We start from the raw sequence: 19060 nt of genomic DNA, 5'->3' as shown, positions 1-19060 counted from the left end.
AAGATCAAGCGCCGTTCCCTATTCGCTACTCACTATTCGCTTATCTCGGCGCCCGCTTGGCGAGGATGCGCTGGAGGGTACGGCGGTGCATGTTGAGCCGGCGTGCGGTTTCCGAGACGTTGCGCTCGCACATCTCGTAGACGCGCTGGATATGTTCCCAGCGAACGCGGTCGGCAGACATCGGATTTTCCGGCGGCGCTGCGCGCTCTCCCGAAGAGTTGGTCAGCGCGGCATAGACGTCGTCGGCATCGGCTGGCTTGGAGAGATAGTCGATGGCGCCCAGCTTCACGGCGGTGACGGCCGTTGCGATGTTGCCATAACCGGTGAGGATGACGGTGCGGGTGTCTTCGCGGCGCTCGCGGATGGCGGAAACGACGTCGAGGCCGTTGCCATCACCGAGGCGCATGTCGACCACGGCGTAGGCAGGCGGATTGGCGCGCACCTTGGCGACCGCTTCCTCGACACTTTCGGCAGTGTCCACGGCGAAGCCGCGGGTTTCCATGGCGCGTGCCAGGCGCGTCAGGAACGGCTTGTCGTCATCGACGAGCAGCAATGAATGGTCTTCGCCCGGTAGCCCGCCTGCAATGTCCTGGGTGGTCATCGCTTTCTGTCCTTTTTATCGTTGATCCCAGTCGTTCTTATGGTTTTTTCAAGCAGATATAGGTGCAAAGCCTTGATGTCCAATGGCACAGGTCCAAATGCCGCGCCCCGAATACCGCGTCCTTGCCTCATGCCGTGTCGAACATCGTCGAGCCGGCCGGCACCGGATTGAGGAAGATGGCGCGCGGCCAGGAGATTTCGACGATGGCGCCCTCGCCCGGGCCGCTGGAGTTGCTGAAGCTGATCTCGGCGCCGGAGCGCTCGAGCAGGGTCTTGGCGATGAACAGGCCAAGCCCGAGGCCGCCACCCGGCTCGGCACCCTGGCGGGTGGACATGTAAGGCTCGCCGATGCGGTCGATGATGTCGTGCGGGAAGCCGGGACCGTCGTCGAGAATGGAGAACGAAACCTGATCCTCGTCCCAGCTCCAGTGGACAGTGACCTTGCTGCGGGCAAAATCAACGGCGTTTTCGACAAGGTTGCCGAGGCCGTAGATCACGCCGGGGTTGCGGTGGCCGACAGGCTCAGGCCCGATGCGCTCGCCAGGGTCGAGCCTGATCGAAATGCCGAAATCGCGGTGCGGGGCGATGACCTCCTCGACCAGCGAGGTGAGCGGCAGGCGGGCGAGATGCTCTTCGCCCTCCGACGACAGGCTGGTGAGGCGCTTGAGGATCTCGCGGCAGCGCTCGCTCTGGCTGCGCAGCAAGGTGACGTCCTCGCCATATTTCGGATCGTTGCCCAGGGCGCGCTCCATCTCCTTGGCGACAAGCGTGATGGTGGCGAGCGGCGTGCCGAGTTCGTGGGCGGCGGCGGCGGCAAGGCCATCGAGCGCCGACAAATGCTGTTCGCGCTGGAGAACCAGTTCGGTGGCGGCGAGCGCGTTGGCCAACAGGCGGGCCTCGTCGGCGACGCGGAAGGCATACATCGCGGTAAACGCGATGGAGCAGCAGACGGCCAGCCAGATGCCCGACGTGTAGATGAACGGCATGGCCAGAACGACGCCGTCATACCAGGGCAGCGGCAGGTGGAAGAAGGCGAGCACGCTGACCATCACAATGACCAGTCCGGCAAGGACGGCGGTGAGCCGCAGCGGCAGCGACGTCGCCGAAATGACGACAGGCACCGTCATCAGCAACGAAAACGGGTTGGTGAGACCGCCGGTCATGTAGAGCAATCCGGCGAGCTGCAGGCTGTCGAAGGTGAGGATGCCAAAGGCGGCCAGCGGATTCAGTCGATGGGTGGCGGGATAGCGGAAGGCCAGGAACAGGTTGAGCCAGGCCGAGCTGGCGATCAGCGCAAAGCACAGGCTGACCGGCAGCGGGAATTCGAGCCAATAAGCGACGACGACAACCGCCATGCTCTGGCCGACGATGGCCAGCCAGCGCAAGCGGATCAGCGTGTTGAGACGGAGCCTGTGGCTGTGCTGGAGATCGGGTGCGCGCGTCAGAGATTTCATCAGCGCTATATGCGCTGCAAGGCCCCCTCCGCGCCAGAGCTAAGTGCCGCGCGGCTTGGCTCGGCTGGTGGCCTGCGCTTCCAACGGGTTTTCGGGCCAGACATGTCGGGGGTAGCGGCCGCGCATGTCGGAGCGCACATCGGCCCAGGAACCGCGCCAGAAACCGGGCAGGTCGCGCGTCGTCTGGATCGGGCGATGGGCCGGCGACAAAAGCTCAAGCGTCAGCGGCACGGTGCCGCCGGCGATCGACGGGTGCTTGTCCATGCCGAACAGCTCCTGGACGCGCACGGCCAGAACAGGCCATTCGCCATCGTAGCGGATCGGCACATGGCTGCCGGAAGGTGCGGTGAAATGGGTTGGTGCGAGCGAGGCGATCCTGCGTTGGAGATCGTGCGGCACGAGCGACATCAAGGCATCATGGAGCACGCCCGACCCGATGCGGGCAAAGGAGGCCTCGCCGCGCAGGAAAGGCAGCAGCCAGTCTTCCAGACGTGCCAGCAGCGCCCCGTCGGACATGTCGGGCCAGGGGGCGCCGAGGCCGCGATGCAGCCAGGTGAGCCGCTGGCGCAGGGTCTCGGCCTCCTTGCCCCAGTCGAGCAGGCCGAGCCCATGGGCGCGGAGCGCTTGGAGGATGGCAAGATCAGCATCCTCGCCTTTCGGCGCAGGCAGCATGCGCTCGGACAATGTCACGGCGCCGAGGCGCACGGTCTCGCGGACGCGGACCGAGCGCTTTTCCCTGTCGAAGCTCGCCTCGCTTTTGCGTTCGAGATGCGAGGCGAGGGCGGCGCGGATGTCTGCCTCGGAAACCGCGGCAGCAGACGCGATGCGGGCGTTCTGTGCTTTGCCCTGGAGGTCGGCGACGACGAGATATTGTTCGCTGGCCAGCGGATCAGCGGCATCGACCGATGCACCGCTGCCATTGGCGAGCACGAAGCGGCCGCGCTCGCCGCGCGCCTTGGCGACACGGTCGGGCCAGGCATAGAGGAGAAGAGTGCCGGGGGTGGAAACTTCTGTTGTCGCGGGACCTCGCACAGCTTCGCGCTCGACCTGCCGGGCCAGCCGCTCGGCCAACTGCCGGGCGGCATTGGCGCGCGGCGAACGCTCGGAACGGAAACGAGAAAGACGGCGTTCGAGATCGGCGCTGTCGCCGCCGAGGCCGCGTTCGGTCATCAGTACGGCGAGCTGGGCTGCTTCCTGTCCCGCGCCCTGGCGCCCGGCCTCGGCGACCATGTGGGCAAGGCGCACGGGCAGAGCCAGCTTGCGCATCGCCTGGCCCGATGCGGTCAGGCGGCCATCGGCGTCGATGGCGTCCAGCTCGCGCAGCAGGGTGCGGGCCTCAGCCAGGGCCGGTGCGGGCGGCGGATCGAGAAAGGCGAGCGTGATGGGCTCGGCGACCCCGAACGCGGCACAGTCGAGCACGAAACCGGAGAGATCGGCCTCAAGTATCTCGGGCGGAGAGAAGGCCGGCAACGCCGCCGTCTGTTCGGCGCGCCACAGGCGGATGGCGATACCGGGGCTGGTGCGGCCGGCGCGGCCGGCGCGCTGGTCGGCGGCGGCGCGCGAGGCGCGCACCGTCTCCAGCCGGGTCAGGCCGCTCGACGGCTCGTATCTAGGCAGGCGCGACAGGCCGGAATCGATGACGACGCGAACACCGTCGATGGTGATGGAGGTTTCGGCGATGGCGGTCGCCAGCACCACCTTGCGACGGCCTTGCGGCGCTGGCCGGATCGCCGCGTCCTGCGCCTTGCCATCGAGCTGGCCGTAGAGGGGGACGACGTCGACATCCGTGGCGACGCGGCCCTCGAGGCGTTCGGCGGTGCGCTCGATCTCGCGCTGGCCGGGCAGGAAGGCGAGCACGCTGCCCTGTTCATCGGCAAGGGCATCGCGGATGGCCCTGGCCATAGCATCCTCGATGGCCACGCCCGCCGGGCGCTCGTCGTAGCGGATGTCGACCGGAAAGCTGCGGCCCTCGCTCTCGATCACGGGGGCGCCATCGAGCAGACTTGAAACGCGCGCACCGTCGAGCGTCGCCGACATGACGATGAGCCTAAGGTCGGGGCGCAGCGCGCCCTGCACGTCGAGCGCAAGAGCCAGGCCGAAATCGCCATCGAGCGAGCGCTCGTGGAACTCGTCGAACAGGACCGCGGCGACGCCAGGAAGTTCGGGATCGTCGAGAATCATGCGGGCAAGAACGCCCTCGGTGACGACGAGGATTTTCGTCCGCGCGCTGACCTTGTTTTCCATGCGCATCGCGTAGCCGACGACCCCGCCCGGCTCTTCGCCCAGAAGCGAGGCCATGCGGCGGGCGGCGGCGCGAGCAGCGAGCCGGCGCGGCTCGAGCAGCACGATCCTGCCATCGCCGCGCCAGGCGGCATCGAGCAGCGCCAGCGGCACCAGCGTCGTCTTGCCGGCGCCGGGCGGTGCGACCAGCACGGCGCTGTTGCCCGCCGAAAGCGCTTCGGCGAGTTGCGGTAGCACCGCCGTTACCGGCAGGTCGGGAAGCTTGGTCATCAGCAGTCGTTCCGGCGCGTTCAGCCGCACAGGCGGTCGGGCCGCAATATCAGCGGAAGCGGGCATGAGGCAACATCGCGCCAGTCGCGCCTGCCTTGCCCGCTGTTTGGGCCAAGCGCGGAAGGTGCCGATCACAACAGCGAGAGCCGTGCCGTATCAGGCGTCCGCGCCACAATCGCGGCGCTGTCGGCTGCTTGGATAGCGTCCGCTCTAACGCAATCGTGGGTGTAGCGATGAATAGGCTGATGCTTGTTGGAACGCTCGCGGCCGGATTGGCGATGCCAATGTCACAGGCCGGAGCTGTTGGCTGTATCACGGGCGGGATCGCCGGCGGCGTGGCCGGCCATTACGCGGGGCACCACGGCGTGCTTGGCGCCATGGGCGGATGCGTAGCCGGGCATGAACTGCACAAGAAGCAGAAAGCCCAGCGCAAGCTGCAAAAGCAGCAGGGCATGCAACAGCAACCGGCCACAGTTCCGGCACCGATGCCGCAGCAGGCGCAATAGGCGAACTCTCGCCAGGTTGAGAGCCACCGCAGGCTCAGGACCGATGCAGCGCCGAAGCCGGCCGCCTCCAGCAGGATACGGCCGGAAATCGTTCAGGCGATGCCCGTCAGGCTGCGCTCTTGCCGCGCGGCTTCTTAACCTTCGCCGCCTGGTTCTTCAGTTCGACGTCGTTGAGCAAGGCGCAGGCGATCGATGCCTCCGGCTTGGTCAGGCCGATGAGCGGGGCGAAGCCGAGCATGGCAGGCTCCTCGGTCTTGTTGTCCCACACGGTCCAGAGATCGGACGGGTCCAGGACCAGTTCGTAACGCTTCTCCATCATACGCCTCCTCGCGAATCATGAGTGGTCGGGCATGAATCGGTGTGAACGGCGCTGGTGAAAGAAAGATAAGTATTAACAATAAGATAAGATTAAAATTGGAACGGTCTCCACCCTTCGGCGGGGGCCGCGGGCAAAGCCGGCGGCACGGATTTGTTCCAGGGAATTCCTAAAAACCGACGCTCAGGCAAACGCATATTCCGCGTCACCGTCGATGGCCGCTGCCCACCTTCCGCCTCTGTTTGCGCTCATGCCTAAGTCGAAGCCCTTTGCCGGCTCCTCATGAACGGCGAAAACGCCGAAGGCGATGGAGCATCCATGCCTGAAGAGATCGAAGTCGACACCGACAAATTGCACGAAGCGATCCACGAGGAAGTGGAGCGGGAGGGTGGAACGCTGCTGCGCACGATTGCTCTGACGACGGCGTTGTTTGCAGCGTTGGCGGCGGTGGCATCGCTGCTTGCCGGCAGCACGGTCAACGAAGCACTCGCCCTCAAGACCGAGGCGACGCAGCTGCAGGCGCAGGCGTCCGACCAATGGGCCTATTACCAGGCGAAAGGCATCAAGGATGTTGTCCTGGAGTCCCAGAAGGGGCTGCTGGCCGACAAATCCATGTCGCCTCAGATCGACAAGGACATCGCGCGCTACAAGAACGAACAACAGGACGCGCAGACGAAAGCCAAGGAATTCGAGCGCCAGCGCGACGAGCGGAACGCGGAGGCCGATCTCCTGATCCACAAGCACCATTACTTCGCCTATTCGGTGGCGCTGCTTCAGGTGGCGATCGCGCTGGGTGCGGTTGCCGCACTGACACGCAAGCGCCTCGCATGGCTCGGTTCGACCGCGCTCGGCCTTATCGGCGCGGGCATTTTCCTGTGGGCGATGCTTGCCGGCTGAGGCGACGTGGCCCCTACCTCACGTCCACCCATTGCTTCTCGGCAAAGGACTGTGCCATCGCGTGCACCGTGCGCTCGATCTCCAGCCCCTCGTCGAAGTCGATGACGTGCGCCGGCTGGCCTGCGATGCGGGCGATCAGTTCGCGGCATTCGATGGTCTTGAGGTCGTTGAAGCCGAGGCCGTGACCTGGGGCGGGGATGAACTTGCCGTAGGGCTCGTGCACCGGGGCGGCGAGGATGGTGCGGTAGCCCTGCTCGGTCGGGCGGTCCGAGGTGACGTAGAGCTGGATCTCGTTGAAGCGTTCCTGGTCGAAGACGATGGAGCCCTTGGAGCCGAAGATCTGCACCTGGATGCGGCCCTTGCGGCCCCAGGCGGAACGGTTGACCAGCAGCGTGCCGGAGACGCCGTTTTCGAGATGGATGAGGCTGGAGGCGATGTCGTAGGTCTCGACGGCGCGGCGGCCGCCGCCTGACACCTGGCGGTCGGGATAGGGTTTGGCCATGTCGCACATGACGCTTCCGACGCGGCCGAACAGGGCCGAAATCAGCGACAGCGGATGGACGGCGAAATCGTCGAGGGCGCCATAACCTGATTTTGCCTCGTGCTTCCAGAAGAACGGCGCGTCGGGGTCGGCCATGAAATCCTCGTCCATCTCCAGACGGAGATGGTTGACGTTGCCGATGATCTTTTCGTCGAGCAGCTGCCTGATGTGGCGGATGGCCGGGCTCTGGATGTAGTTGTAGCCGAGCACGGCAACCTTACCGGACTTGCGCGCGGCAGCCGCCATGGCCTCGGCCTCGGCAAGCGTCGGCGCCATTGGCTTTTCGCACCACAGGTGCTTGCCGGCCTCGAGGATGGCGATAGCCATCTCCGGGTGGAACTGGTTGGGCGTGGTCAGCGAGACGACATCGACTTCGGGATCGGCAATGACGGCCCGCCAATCGCCGGAGGCCTTTTCGAAGCCGAGCTCGGAGGCGCGTTGGGCAGCAAGGTCGGCATTGGCCTCGCCGAGATGGACGAGCCTGACCTTGTCGACGTCGCCGAACACCGTGCGCACCGAATTCCACGCCAGCGCATGGCACTTGCCCATGAAGCCGGTTCCGATAAGCCCTACGCCTGTCACTTCACGCTCTCCCGGTTTATAGAGCTTCGCATTCCGTCGGAATGAGGCTCAAACTTTTTTGCCGGAGCATGATCTTTTTGGGGATCATGCTCATGGCGGACTGAATAGTCGAATTTTGGCGAAAATGGAACATACAGTTCATTTTATTTGGACAGCCGGTCGCCCCGGCGCTATTGTGGACCAGGCGGAGGCGGAATGGACGACATGGCGGACACGGTTTCGGAGGCACTGCCGCGCGATTTCGAGGCACTGAGGGCGCTGATCCTCGACCGCCGCGAGAGCCTGCCCAAGCGCATCGCCCAGGTGGCGGCCTATGCACTCGACAATCCCGACGAGATCGCCTTCGGCACCGCCGCCAGCATCGCCACGTCGGCCGGCGTGCAGCCGTCGACCCTTATCCGCTTCGCCCAGCATCTCGGCTATGACGGCTTCACCAGCCTGCAGCAGGTTTTTCGCGAGCGACTGAGGGAACGGACAACCTCCTATGAGGAGCGGCTGACCGTCGTGCGCGGCGACGCCGACGACGGCACCAGCAACCGCCGCATCGTTGACGGCTTTTTGGCCGCGGCCAGCAAGTCGATCGACGTGATGTCGCGAAACATCGACGACGAGACGCTGGACCGTGCCGTCGATCTGCTCAACGGCGCCGACACCATCTACATCCTGGCGCGCCGCCGCTCCTATCCCGTTGCCAGCTACATCGCCTATGCGCTGGGCAAGCTCGGCGTGCGCAGCCAGCTTATCGAATCCGCCTCGGGCCTGAGCCCCGAGATCATCTCGTTCGCCACATCAAGGGACGCCGTCATCGCCATCAGCTTCTCGCCTTATGCCTCGGCGACTGTCGAGGAGGCACGGGTGCTGTCGGCCAATGGCGTGCCCGTGGTGGCGATCACCGACAGCGCGTTTTCGCCCTTGGCGCAATTCGCCAGAGTGTGGTTCGAGGTGGCCGAGGCTGATTTCGGCGGTTTCCGCTCGCTTGCCGCAACCATGGCGCTGGCGATGGGCCTGACGGTGGGCGTGGCCGAGCTCAGGCGCGGCCGCAAGGGCAAGAAGTCGGCAATTTCAAAGGACTGAGCGTCCGCTGCGCTGCGCCCAGCGCATGGCAGATGCCCGCTGTTGTCATGCCAGAGGGCTGCTTGGGCGAAAAATAGTTGACGCAAGGGCGATAGTGGCTCAATCCCACTGTTAGCCATCTATTGTATGAGAGAGCCCCCATGCCTGCATATCGTTCGCGCACCACCACCCACGGCCGCAACATGGCGGGTGCCCGTGGCCTTTGGCGCGCCACCGGCATGAAAGACACCGATTTCGGCAAGCCGATCATTGCGGTGGTAAACTCCTTCACCCAGTTCGTGCCGGGTCACGTGCACCTCAAGGACCTCGGCCAGCTCGTCGCCCGCGAGATCGAGGCGGCCGGCGGCGTGGCCAAGGAATTCAACACCATCGCCGTCGACGACGGCATCGCCATGGGCCATGACGGCATGCTCTATTCGCTGCCGAGCCGCGAGATCATCGCCGACAGCGTCGAATACATGGTCAACGCGCATTGCGCCGACGCCATGGTCTGCATCTCCAATTGCGACAAGATCACGCCGGGCATGCTGATGGCCGCGATGCGCCTCAACATCCCGGCGGTCTTCGTCTCCGGCGGCCCGATGGAGGCCGGCAAGGTGGTGCTCGCCGGCAAGAACGTGGCGCTCGACCTGGTCGACGCCATGGTCGCCGCCGCCGACGACAAGGTTTCGGACGAGGACGTCAAGATCATCGAGCGCTCGGCCTGCCCGACCTGCGGCTCGTGCTCGGGTATGTTCACCGCCAATTCGATGAACTGCCTGACCGAGGCGCTTGGCCTGTCGCTGCCCGGCAACGGCTCGACGCTGGCGACGCATGCCGACCGCAAGCGCCTGTTCGTCGAGGCCGGCCACCTGATCGTTGATCTCGCCCAGCGCTATTACGAGCAGAACGACGAGAGCGTGCTGCCGCGTTCGATCGCCTCCAAGGGCGCCTTCGAGAACGCCATGGCGCTCGATATCGCCATGGGCGGCTCGACCAACACGGTGCTGCATATCCTGGCTTCGGCCCATGAAGGCGAGATCGACTTCGATCAGGATGATATCGACGTGCTGTCGCGCAAGGTGCCGGTGCTGTGCAAGGTGGCGCCGGCCAAGTCCGACGTGCACATGGAAGACGTGCACCGCGCCGGCGGCATCTTCTCGATCCTCGGCCAGCTCGACAAAGCCGGCCTGCTCAACCGCGACCTGCCGACCGTGCACACCGCAAGCATCGGCGAGGCCATCGATCACTGGGACATCTCCAGGACCAAGAGCCAGGCGGTGCGCGACTTCTTCCTCGCCGCCCCCGGTGGCGTGCCGACGCAGGTTGCCTTCAGCCAGGACCGCCGCTGGGACGAGCTCGACCTCGACCGCGAGAAAGGCGTCATCCGCTCGGCTGAACATGCCTTCTCCAAGGATGGCGGCCTTGCCGTCCTCAAGGGCAATATTGCGCTTGATGGGTGCGTGGTGAAGACCGCCGGCGTCGACGAGTCGATCCTGAAGTTCTCGGGCCCTGCCCGCGTGTTCGAAAGCCAGGACGCCTCGGTCAAAGCGATCCTCGCCAACGAGATCAAGGCCGGCGACGTGGTGGTGATCCGCTACGAGGGGCCGAAAGGCGGCCCCGGCATGCAGGAAATGCTCTACCCGACCAGCTACCTCAAGTCGAAGGGCCTGGGCAAAGCCTGCGCGCTCCTGACCGACGGCCGCTTCTCGGGCGGCACATCAGGCCTGTCGATCGGCCACGTTTCGCCCGAGGCGGCGAATGGCGGCACGATCGGTCTGGTGCAAGAGGGCGACATGATCGACATCGACATCCCCAACCGCACCATCAGCCTGCGGGTCGACGAAGCAACGCTCGCCACCCGCCGTGCCGAGCAGGACGCCAAGGGCTGGAAGCCTTCGGAAGTGCGCAAGCGCAAGGTGACCAAGGCGCTGAAGGCCTATGCGGCATTTGCCACCTCGGCCGACCGGGGTGCTGTGCGCGACCTCGGCGACTTCGAATAGGTTCAGCATGGACGACCAAAGCAAAGGGCCCGCATTGCGGGCCCTTTTTCGTTTGAGGTCATTCGCAAGCTACGAGGGGCAACTCGATCACAGCGCACCGGCCATGGCGGCGTTGATCCAGCTCCATTCCTCGCTGATCTTGTCGGGCTCGCGGTCGCCCCTGAGGATGCGGAGCAGTTCGTAGTAGCGCGCCGAACGTCCGTGGTACTTGCGATACTGGTTGTCGTGCCACTCCAGGAACGCTTTGTCGGGCGTCCGGTTCATGGCCTTGGCCGAACTGACCAGCCAGTCGCGGGCGATCGCCTTGCCGGTTTCGGACTCCGGTTTCTCGCCCCTGTCGATGGCCTCGCGGACACGGGCGAAGGTAGCATTGGACGCTTCCGCATAGGCTGCGGGATCGAACGCGCCGTCCCACATCGACGACATGCTGTTGCGCAGTTCCATGGCGTATTCCTTGTCCGAGACGAACGCCATGATCTCGGTCCAGGCATCGACCTGCTCCGGTGTGGGGTCGTCTGGCAGGTCGGGCGTCGAAGCGGCGATCATCTGCTTCTTCCATTCCGGGGAGACATTGGCTTCCGAAGCCACGTCTTCGAAGAATCGTTCGATGGCGGTGCGGAATTCAGTCTGGGAGAGCTTTGTCACGGTCCATATTCTCCTGAGGTCGTCTGTTGTCGGGTCGGGGACCCGGATGGCCGCCCTGAGGGCGGCGGCGACACGGCGCTTGGACTTGATTTCCGCCTCGAGCGCCTTGAGCCTGAGCTCCAGCACGGCCGAGATGGCGAGGCGGTTCGACAGGATGTTGCCGATTTCTGCGAGGCTTACGCCAGCATCACGCAAAGCGAGGATGAGGCCGAGCCGTTCGAGGTCTGCTCCCGAGTACATTCGGTAGCCGCTCTCCGCCCTGACCGTCGGCGGCAACAGCCCCCGGTCGGAATAGAAACGGAGCTTGCGAACAGTGATGCCGCTCAGCTTCGAAAGCTCGCCGATGGTGTAGATCCTGTCGTCCATGACGACCCCTTGTAGGTGCTCCACCAGGTGGAGAGTCAACAAGGCGTGACGGCGAAATCGCTTTGCCCTCGAATGGGAACTTCCCCGGCACTTTCGGAATTTCCTTCTCAGGCATCGACCGCAAACGAAATCGCTTGCCTTTGTTCGCCAGGCCCCCCGCCGGTAAATGCGGCCAGTGAGGACCGGCGGATGAACCGACCGGCCAGATGCGATATGTCCCGGCAACCTGCACGAGGGAGACGCCGCCATGAGCCGCCTGCACCCGCCCTTCAGGTCTGTGCTTGATTTGATTGGCAACACGCCGGTCGTCGAGCTCAAGCGTTTCGATACCGGCCTGTGCCGGCTGTTCATCAAGCTGGAGAGCCAGAACCCCGGCGGCTCGATCAAGGACCGCATCGCACTGTCGATGATCGCAGCGGCCGAGCGCGACGGCAGGCTGAAACCCGGCGGCACCATCGTCGAGGCGACGGCCGGCAACACCGGGCTCGGCCTGGCGCAGGTGGGCATCCCCAAGGGCTACCGCATCATCCTCGTGGTGCCCGACAAAATGAGCCGCGAGAAGATCCAGCACCTCAGGGCGCTCGGCGCCGAGGTGAGGCTGACACGTTCGGACGTCGGCAAGGGCAACCCCGAATATTACCAGGACATGGCCGAGAAGATCGCAGCCGAAATCCCCGGCTCTTTCTATGTCAATCAGTTCGCCAACCCGGCCAACCCCGAAGCGCATGAGACGACCACCGGTCCTGAAATCTGGGACCAGCTCAAGGGCGACGTCGATGCCGTGGTGGTGGGCGTGGGCTCAGGCGGCACGCTGACCGGGCTCGGGCGGTTCTTCGCCAGGGTATCGCCCAAGACCGAAATGGTGCTGGCCGATCCAGTCGGCTCGGTGCTGGCGCCGCTGGTCAAGACCGGCAAGATGGAAGAGGCCGGCAGTTGGACGGTGGAGGGCATCGGCGAGGACTTCGTGCCGCCGAACTGTGACCTGTCGCTGGTGAAAAAGGCCTATTCGGTCAACGACAAGGCAAGCATGCTGGCGGTGCGCGACCTGCTCGCCAAGGAAGGCATTCTCGCTGGCTCGTCGTCGGGCACGCTGTTGTCGGCGGCGCTGCGCTACTGCCGCGAGCAGAAGACGCCAAAACGCGTGGTGACCTTCGTCTGCGACAGCGGCAACAAGTACCTGTCAAAGGTGTTCGACGACTTCTGGCTGGCCGAACAGGGGCTGGACGAACGCGAACAGCATGGCGACCTCAGCGATCTCGTGGCGCGTTCGCATCGCGAGGGCGGCACAGTGTTCGTCGGCCCCGACGACAACCTGCTCACCGCCTATGGCCGGATGCGGCGCGGGGACGTGTCGCAGCTGCCGGTGCTGGACCAGGGCAAGCTTGTCGGCCTCATCGACGAGGGCGACATCCTGTCCAAGGTGGAAGGCCCTTATGACGGACGCTGGGAGCGCTTCAACGCCCCTGTTGCGACCGCCATGGCGAGAGAGCTGCATACGCTGCAGTCAAGCCAGACGCTCGACGCGCTGCTGCCGATCTTCGACCGCAACGAAGTGGCGATCATCTTCGATGGCGAGGAATTTGTCGGGCTGATCACCCGGGTCGATCTCATCAACCACCTAAGGCGGGCAAGATGACCACGCAGAAGAACCGACTGGCATTTTCGACGCGCACCATCCATGGCGGCCAGAGCCATGATCCGACGACCGGCGCCGTGATGGTGCCGATCTACGCCACCTCGACCTATGGCCAGCAGAGCCCGGGCGTGCACAAGGGGTTTGAATACGCCCGCAGCCAGAACCCGACGCGCTTTGCCTTCGAGCGCGCCATCGCCGACCTCGAAAGCGGCTCCGCCGGCTTCGCCTTCGCCTCCGGGCTGGCGGCCATCGGCACGGTGTTCGAGCTGCTCGACTCCGGCGCGCATATCGTTGCCACCGACGACATCTATGGCGGCACGTTCCGCCTGCTCGAACGGGTGCGCAAGCGTACCGCCGGGCTGCAGGTGACTTTCGTCGACTTCACCGACCTCGCCGCCGTCGAAGCGGCGATCCGGCCGGAGACGAAGATGCTGTGGGTCGAGACGCCGACCAACCCGCTGCTGCGTGTCGTCGACCTCGAGGGCGTCGCCGCGCTCGCCAAGCGCAAGGGTGTGCTGTCGGTCGCCGACAACACCTTCTGCAGCCCCTATCTGCAGCGACCGCTGGAACTCGGCATCGACATCGTCGCGCATTCGACCACCAAATACCTCAACGGCCATTCCGACATGGTCGGCGGCTGCGTGGTGGTGGGCGACAACAAGGCGCTCGCCGACCAACTGAAGTTTTTGCAGAACGCCATCGGCGCGATCTCGGGGCCGTTCGACAGCTTTTTGGCGCTGCGCGGCCTCAAGACCCTGGCGCTGCGCATGGAACGGCATTCAGCCAACGGAGAAAAAATCGCGCGCTGGCTGGAGGGGCGCAAGGACGTGACGCGGGTGATCTATCCCGGCCTCGAAAGCCATCCACAGCATGCCATCGCCAAGGCGCAGATGTCTGCCTTCGGCGGGATGATTACTGCCGTTCTGGACCGCGACCTCGCCGGGACAAAACGTTTCCTCGAGCGGACGCAGCTGTTCACGCTGGCGGAAAGCCTTGGCGGCGTCGAAAGCCTGATCGAGCACCCGGCGCTGATGACGCACGGGTCGATCCCCGCGGAAAAACGCGCCGAGATCGGCATCTCGGATTCGCTGGTGCGGTTGTCGGCTGGCATCGAGGACGGGGACGATCTGATAGCCGACCTAGAGCAGGCGCTTGCGGGGTGATTTTTCCCCCGCCCTATTCTGGATAGCCAGAGCTGCCCCTCACCCTTACCTCCCCGCAAACGGGGGCGAGGGGACATCAGCGTCGAGCCTTGCGACGTTGAAGCTATTCTAGGAGCCCGGAAGGACGATCCTGCTTCTCCCCGTATTGCGGGGAGAAGGTCCGGCAGGGGATCAGGAGCAGCACCGCGGGACCCGCACCAGGGATGGACAACGCCGCCTCGCGCGCCCTCACCTCACCCGCTCTCGAACCCCACCAGAAGCTTACTGAGCAGCGGGTCGAGAACAGCCCGCTCCTCCCTAGTCAGCATCTCGACGATGCGCGTCTGCGTCGCGACATGGTCAGTGACCGCCGCGTCAATGGTGGCAAAGCCCTTGTCGGTGAGCGAGACAATGAAACTGCGGCGGTCGTCGGGATTGAGGCGGCGCTCGACGAGGCCTGCCTTTTCCAGCTGGTCGACACGGTTGGTCATGGTACCGGAGGTGATCATCATGGTCGCGGAAAGATCGCCGGGCGACAGCGCATAGGGCGGCCCCGACCGGCGCAGCGTCGCCAGGACGTCGAAGCTGGCGAAGTTCAGTCCGTGCGCAGCAAACGTCTTGTCCATCTCGCGGCCGAGATGCTGCGACACCCGGTTCAGCCGGCCGATGAGGCCCATCGGCGCGACGTCGAGGTCGGGCCGTTCGCGGTTCCACTGGGCAAGAATGTCGTCAACGCGATCCATGGCCAAGCTTTCGGGAAAAATTCTCTTGACGTCAAGAGAACAGATATTATCTTGAGGTCAAGATTATTGATATGGAGATAATTCCGTGTCCCGCAACACCGACCTTCTGTTGACCGCTCTTGCGCCCGCCATCTGGGGCAGCACCTATCTGGTCACCACCGAGTTCCTGCCGGCAGGCTACCCGCTGACGGTGGCGATGCTGCGGGCGCTTCCCGCCGGCCTGCTGCTGTTGCTGCTGGTCCGGCAGTTGCCACAAGGTATCTGGTGGGCGCGCGTGATGGTGCTCGGCGCACTCAACTTCTCGATCTTCTGGTGGCTGTTGTTCGTCGCGGCCTACAGGCTGCCCGGCGGCGTGGCCGCAACCGTCGGCGCGATCCAGCCGCTGATCGTGCTGCTGCTCGCCCGCGCCCTGCTCGGCTCGCCGATCCGGCCGCTGGCCATCGTCGCAGCACTGGCCGGCATGGCGGGCGTGGCGTTGCTGATCCTGACACCGCATGCGGCACTTGATTCAATTGGCATCGCGGCCGGCCTCACCGGCGCCGTGTCGATGGCCGCAGGCACCGTGCTCAGCCGCCGCTGGCAGCCGCCGGTATCGCCGCTGACCTTCACCGCATGGCAGCTGACCGCAGGCGGCCTGCTGCTGCTGCCTGTCGCCCTGCTGCAAGAGCCGGCGCTGCCTTCGCTTTCGACGGCCAACCTGCTCGGCCTCGCCTGGCTAGGCCTGATCGGTGCGGCGCTGACCTACATCCTGTGGTTCCGCGGCATCTCGAAGCTTGAGCCTTCAGTCGTATCCCCGCTCGGCTTCCTCAGCCCGATGACCGCCGTGATTCTCGGCTGGTCGGTGCTCGGCCAGTCGCTGAGTGCTGCGCAGATCCTCGGCATGGCCGTGGTGCTCGGCAGCGTCTGGCTCAGCCAGCGCGCCCAGCAGACCAAGCCGGCAATGACGAAGCTGGCGACAAGCTGAAGAACGAAGGCCAGCGCCGCTGTTCAACGGCCGGCGATGCCGTCGCCGATCCGTTCAGGAGACAGCTGGGTCCCCCTCAGCGGGCGCGGCTTGAGGTGGCTGAGCAACGCGTCGATGAAGACGCGCGTCTTGCGCGGCATGAGCTGCCTGCTCGGGAAGACGGCACGGACCATCGCAGGAGGTAGGCGCCATTCGGGCAGGATGCGGATGAGTTCGCCGCTGGCGAGATAGGGGCGCGCGAAAAGGTCCGGCATCGCGGTGATACCTGCGCCCGACCGCGCCAGGCGAAACAACAGTTCGTAGGAATTCGCCGAGACCCGCCGTCCCGACATGTCGACATGGACCGACAGGGCATCCCTGTTCAACACCCAGTTCACCGGAAGACCGTCGGCGAGCAGCACGAGGACGTCGTGGCGCGCCAGTGCCTCGGGCGCGTCGGGTTCGCCGGCATGGCTGGTGTAAAGCGGCGAGGCATAGAGACCGATGCCGAGGTCGACCAGATGCCGGGTGGTCAACTGAAGGTCCTGGGTTTCGCCGCCGATGCGGATGGCGAGGTCGAAGCCGTCGCCGATCACGTCGACATAGCGAGGCGACAGGTCGAGCTCCAGTTGGATTTCGCTGTAGGCCTTGCTGAAATCGGTCAGCATCGGCGCCAGCGAGATTGCAGCGAGGTCACCGGGGACGGACACGCGCAGCCGTCCCGAAGGAACCACCTGCCGGTGCTCGGCGACCGCCAAGACGGCATCGACCTCGTGGATGATCTGTTCAGCCGGGATCAAGATACGCTGGCCCATCTCGGTCAGGAAGTTGCGGCGCGTGGTGCGCTGGAGCAAGCGCTCGCCCAGCTGACTTTCGAGAACGGAGATGCGTCGGGACACGGTCGACTTCGGCAGGCCGAGCCGTTCGGCCGCGGTGCTGAAACTGCCAGTCTCGGCAACACGCGCAAAAATCATCAGATCGAATGGATCAAGTGCGGTCGGCATGACTGACCTTGAATTGTTTCAAGTATGAAACAATCAAACCCATTCCCGACAATAGCGCAACAACGAGATTGGCGATTAGCTGGCTTGGTCAACTACATTGATCATCGGGTGCAGACGACGTGACTGTTTCAGCCAAAAACCTCATCGACAAGGCGGTCGTGTGGGAAAGCGCAGTGGGCTGGACACCCGAATGCCTTGATGAAGGCCCGGACATGCTTGTCCGCTACCGCGATGCGGGATTCTCCTTCCTCTCCCTGACCATCGGCGCGGATTGGGACAGGCCGGAGCCCACGCTCCGCCACCTCTCGCAGCAGCGGCGATGGTTCGAGCAGCGCGCCCACGACTACCAGCTCATCGAATCCGTCGCCGATATTCGCGCCGCCAAGCAAGCGGGCAAGATGGCGATCGGGCTGCATCTGCAGGGCGCCGGCCCGGCCGCCCACGAACCGGCAATGATCGACAGCTGGTACAGGCTCGGCATCCGCTGGATGATCGTGGCCTACAATACACGCAACCCGCTCGGCGACGGCTGCCACGAGCCCTCGGACGCCGGCCTGTCGATGCTTGGCCGCGCCTTCGTGACCGAGGCCAACCGCGTCGGCATGATGCTCGACGCAAGCCACGCCGGCATCAACACGTCGCTCGACATCATCGAACTGTCGGAAAAGCCGGTGGTGTTCTCCCATTCGAGCGTCCGCGCGCTGAAGAACCACGAGCGCAACATCGACGACGTCCAGATCAAGGCGCTTGCCCGGCGCGGCGGCGTGGTCGGCATCAACTCCATCGGCGCTTTCCTGACCGACGACAACCGTTCGGACGTTCCGGCACTGATGCGCCATATCGATTACGTTGCCCAGCTCGTCGGGCCCGAGCATGTCGGCCTCGGCCTCGACACCGTCTTCTACCAGCCCTTCATGACCAAGCTCTACGACTCCGGTCCGATGATGGCGTTGCGCGGCTATCCGCGTCCGCCCTGGGCCGACGTCAAGCCGGAGGTGTTGCCCGAGCTCGTCGAAGCGCTGGAGCGCCATGGCTATTCGGAAGCCGCCATCCTTGGCGTGCTGGGCGAGAATTTCCTGCGGGTCGCCGAACAGAACTGGCGTCCGTCCACCTTGTAGAACCCAACCTAAGGAGCGCGTCGTGAAATTGATGAAGTGGCTGCTCGCGGCAGCCTTGGTCACCGCCGGGCATGGTCTTGCCCATGCCGACCCGAAGCTGGTCGAAATCGCCAGCTTCGGCGAACACCCCGCGCTCAATCAGGTTGCCGACGGCTTCAAGGCCCGGATGACGGAACTGGGCTATGTCGAAGGCAAGGACGTCAACTACGGCTTCCAGCACGCCAATTTCGACCGCAGCCTCGTTCCCCAGATCCTGCAACAGGTCGAAGCCAAGCATCCGGCACTGATCCTGGCCATCACCACCGGGCTCAACCAGGCGGCGGTGCGCGGCATCACCGACAAGTCGATCCCGGTCGTGTTCGGCGCTGTCGTCGACCCGGTCGTGGCAGGCATCGTGCCGGACTGGCAGCACGGTTCGGCCTGGAGCACCGGCGCATCCATGCTGCCCGATTTCGATGCCTCCTTCGACTACCTGAAGAAGGTGTTGCCGGGCGTCAAGAAAGTCGGAACCCTGTTCAATCCGGGCGAAGACAACGACGCCTCCAACATGGAGCTGATCCACAAGGCGGCGGCAAAGGCCGGCATCGAGGTCGTCGGCGTGCCCGTCGACAATCCCAACGACCTGCCCCAGCGTGTCCAGACCTTCGCCGGACAGGTCGATGCCATCTTCCTTATCCAGTCCAACGTCGTGCAGACCTCGGTGCCGGTCGTGGCGCAGGTGGCGCAGCGGATCAAGCTGCCGCTGTTCAATTCGGTCTACGCCCCAGACCTCAAGGACCAGCTCGCCGGCTTCCACGCCATTTCCTATCGCAAGAACGGCGAGCATGCGGCCGATATCGCCGACCGGATCCTCAAGGGCGAGAAGCCGGCCGACATCGCGCCCTATGTCCCCAAGAGCGAAGACTTCGACGCCTATGTCAGCCCCAAGGGCCTCGCAGCCGTCGGCCTGACGGTCCCGGAAGCGCTCAAGGATAGCCCATGGCTCCTCAAGTAGCGGCGG

17 protein-coding genes are annotated in these 19060 nt (G+C 64.8%); 9 read left to right on the top strand and 8 right to left on the bottom strand.

The annotated features are described in order from the left end of the window. Positions 1-40: 40 nt before the first annotated feature. The 3 genes from B015_RS0100230 to hrpB form a co-directional block, all read right to left on the bottom strand. Positions 41-601 carry an ActR/PrrA/RegA family redox response regulator transcription factor gene (locus tag B015_RS0100230; RefSeq protein WP_018425626.1) on the bottom strand — a complete coding sequence of 187 codons (561 nt, stop codon included), beginning with the start codon at positions 599-601 and terminating at the stop codon, positions 41-43. A gap of 127 nt (positions 602-728) precedes the next feature. Beyond that, positions 729-2054 carry an ActS/PrrB/RegB family redox-sensitive histidine kinase gene (locus tag B015_RS0100225; protein ID WP_018425625.1) on the bottom strand — a complete coding sequence of 442 codons (1326 nt, stop codon included), beginning with the start codon at positions 2052-2054 and terminating at the stop codon, positions 729-731. A 39-nt stretch (positions 2055-2093) separates the two neighbouring features. Next, positions 2094-4565, bottom strand: coding sequence for an ATP-dependent helicase HrpB (gene hrpB / locus B015_RS0100220; protein WP_198292835.1), 2472 nt, complete (start codon positions 4563-4565; stop codon positions 2094-2096). 245 nt (positions 4566-4810) lie between these two features. On the opposite strand from hrpB, the gene B015_RS30110 reads away from it, so the two are divergent. Next, positions 4811-5071, top strand: a complete 261-nt coding sequence (locus B015_RS30110) for a hypothetical protein (protein WP_198292834.1) — start codon at positions 4811-4813, stop codon at positions 5069-5071. A 106-nt stretch (positions 5072-5177) separates the two neighbouring features. Here the strand turns inward: B015_RS30110 and B015_RS0100210 are convergent, their stop codons facing one another. Continuing rightward, on the bottom strand, positions 5178-5390 hold the full coding sequence (locus B015_RS0100210; RefSeq protein ID WP_018425622.1) for a hypothetical protein: 213 nt from the start codon (positions 5388-5390) through the stop codon (positions 5178-5180). Between the two features lie 315 nt (positions 5391-5705). Here B015_RS0100210 and B015_RS0100205 point away from each other — a divergent pair, with 315 nt between their 5' ends. After that, complete coding sequence (locus B015_RS0100205) at positions 5706-6284, top strand: DUF4337 domain-containing protein (RefSeq protein ID WP_026226729.1); 579 nt, start codon at positions 5706-5708, stop codon at positions 6282-6284. 13 nt (positions 6285-6297) lie between these two features. Here B015_RS0100205 and B015_RS0100200 read toward each other — a convergent pair whose 3' ends face one another. Beyond that, the gene (locus B015_RS0100200) at positions 6298-7407 is read right to left on the bottom strand and encodes a Gfo/Idh/MocA family oxidoreductase (protein WP_026226728.1); all 1110 of its coding nucleotides are present in this window, start codon (positions 7405-7407) and stop codon (positions 6298-6300) included. Positions 7408-7602: 195 nt separating this feature from the next. On the opposite strand from B015_RS0100200, the gene B015_RS0100195 reads away from it, so the two are divergent. Together B015_RS0100195 and ilvD are read left to right on the top strand one after the other, a co-directional pair. Further along, positions 7603-8481 (top strand): MurR/RpiR family transcriptional regulator, encoded by an 879-nt coding sequence (locus B015_RS0100195; RefSeq protein WP_018425619.1) that lies wholly within the window; start codon positions 7603-7605, stop codon positions 8479-8481. A 140-nt stretch (positions 8482-8621) separates the two neighbouring features. Continuing rightward, the gene (gene ilvD, locus B015_RS0100190) at positions 8622-10463 is read left to right on the top strand and encodes a dihydroxy-acid dehydratase (protein WP_018425618.1); all 1842 of its coding nucleotides are present in this window, start codon (positions 8622-8624) and stop codon (positions 10461-10463) included. Between the two features lie 87 nt (positions 10464-10550). Here the strand turns inward: ilvD and B015_RS0100185 are convergent, their stop codons facing one another. Further along, positions 10551-11474, bottom strand: coding sequence for a MerR family transcriptional regulator (locus B015_RS0100185; RefSeq protein ID WP_018425617.1), 924 nt, complete (start codon positions 11472-11474; stop codon positions 10551-10553). 247 nt (positions 11475-11721) lie between these two features. Here B015_RS0100185 and B015_RS0100180 point away from each other — a divergent pair, with 247 nt between their 5' ends. Then, entirely contained in the window at positions 11722-13110 is a 1389-nt protein-coding gene (locus B015_RS0100180; protein ID WP_018425616.1) for a pyridoxal-phosphate dependent enzyme, read from the top strand. Beyond that, positions 13107-14273: a PLP-dependent aspartate aminotransferase family protein gene (locus B015_RS0100175; RefSeq protein WP_018425615.1), complete on the top strand. Its 1167-nt coding sequence runs from the start codon at positions 13107-13109 to the stop codon at positions 14271-14273. The genes B015_RS0100180 and B015_RS0100175 overlap by 4 nt, the downstream gene beginning before the upstream one ends. A 233-nt stretch (positions 14274-14506) precedes the next feature. Here B015_RS0100175 and B015_RS0100170 read toward each other — a convergent pair whose 3' ends face one another. Next, a complete protein-coding gene (locus B015_RS0100170; RefSeq protein WP_018425614.1) occupies positions 14507-14995 on the bottom strand; it encodes a MarR family transcriptional regulator in 489 nt (162 codons plus the stop codon). 85 nt (positions 14996-15080) lie between these two features. Here B015_RS0100170 and B015_RS0100165 point away from each other — a divergent pair, with 85 nt between their 5' ends. After that, entirely contained in the window at positions 15081-15959 is an 879-nt protein-coding gene (locus B015_RS0100165) for an EamA family transporter (protein ID WP_018425613.1), read from the top strand. A gap of 23 nt (positions 15960-15982) precedes the next feature. Here the strand turns inward: B015_RS0100165 and B015_RS30105 are convergent, their stop codons facing one another. After that, positions 15983-16942 (bottom strand): LysR family transcriptional regulator, encoded by a 960-nt coding sequence (locus B015_RS30105; protein ID WP_018425612.1) that lies wholly within the window; start codon positions 16940-16942, stop codon positions 15983-15985. A 119-nt stretch (positions 16943-17061) separates the two neighbouring features. Here B015_RS30105 and B015_RS30100 point away from each other — a divergent pair, with 119 nt between their 5' ends. Then, positions 17062-18060: a membrane dipeptidase gene (locus B015_RS30100; RefSeq protein ID WP_018425611.1), complete on the top strand. Its 999-nt coding sequence runs from the start codon at positions 17062-17064 to the stop codon at positions 18058-18060. Positions 18061-18091: 31 nt separating this feature from the next. Beyond that, positions 18092-19054, top strand: coding sequence for an ABC transporter substrate-binding protein (locus B015_RS0100150; RefSeq protein WP_018425610.1), 963 nt, complete (start codon positions 18092-18094; stop codon positions 19052-19054). Positions 19055-19060: the final 6 nt, after the last annotated feature.

The sequence above is a fragment of the Hoeflea sp. 108 genome (genome assembly GCF_000372965.1).
Lineage (GTDB): Bacteria > Pseudomonadota > Alphaproteobacteria > Rhizobiales > Rhizobiaceae > Aminobacter.
The sequence above is the reverse complement of the archived record's forward strand: the minus strand, read 5'-3'. Positions and strand labels throughout refer to the sequence as shown.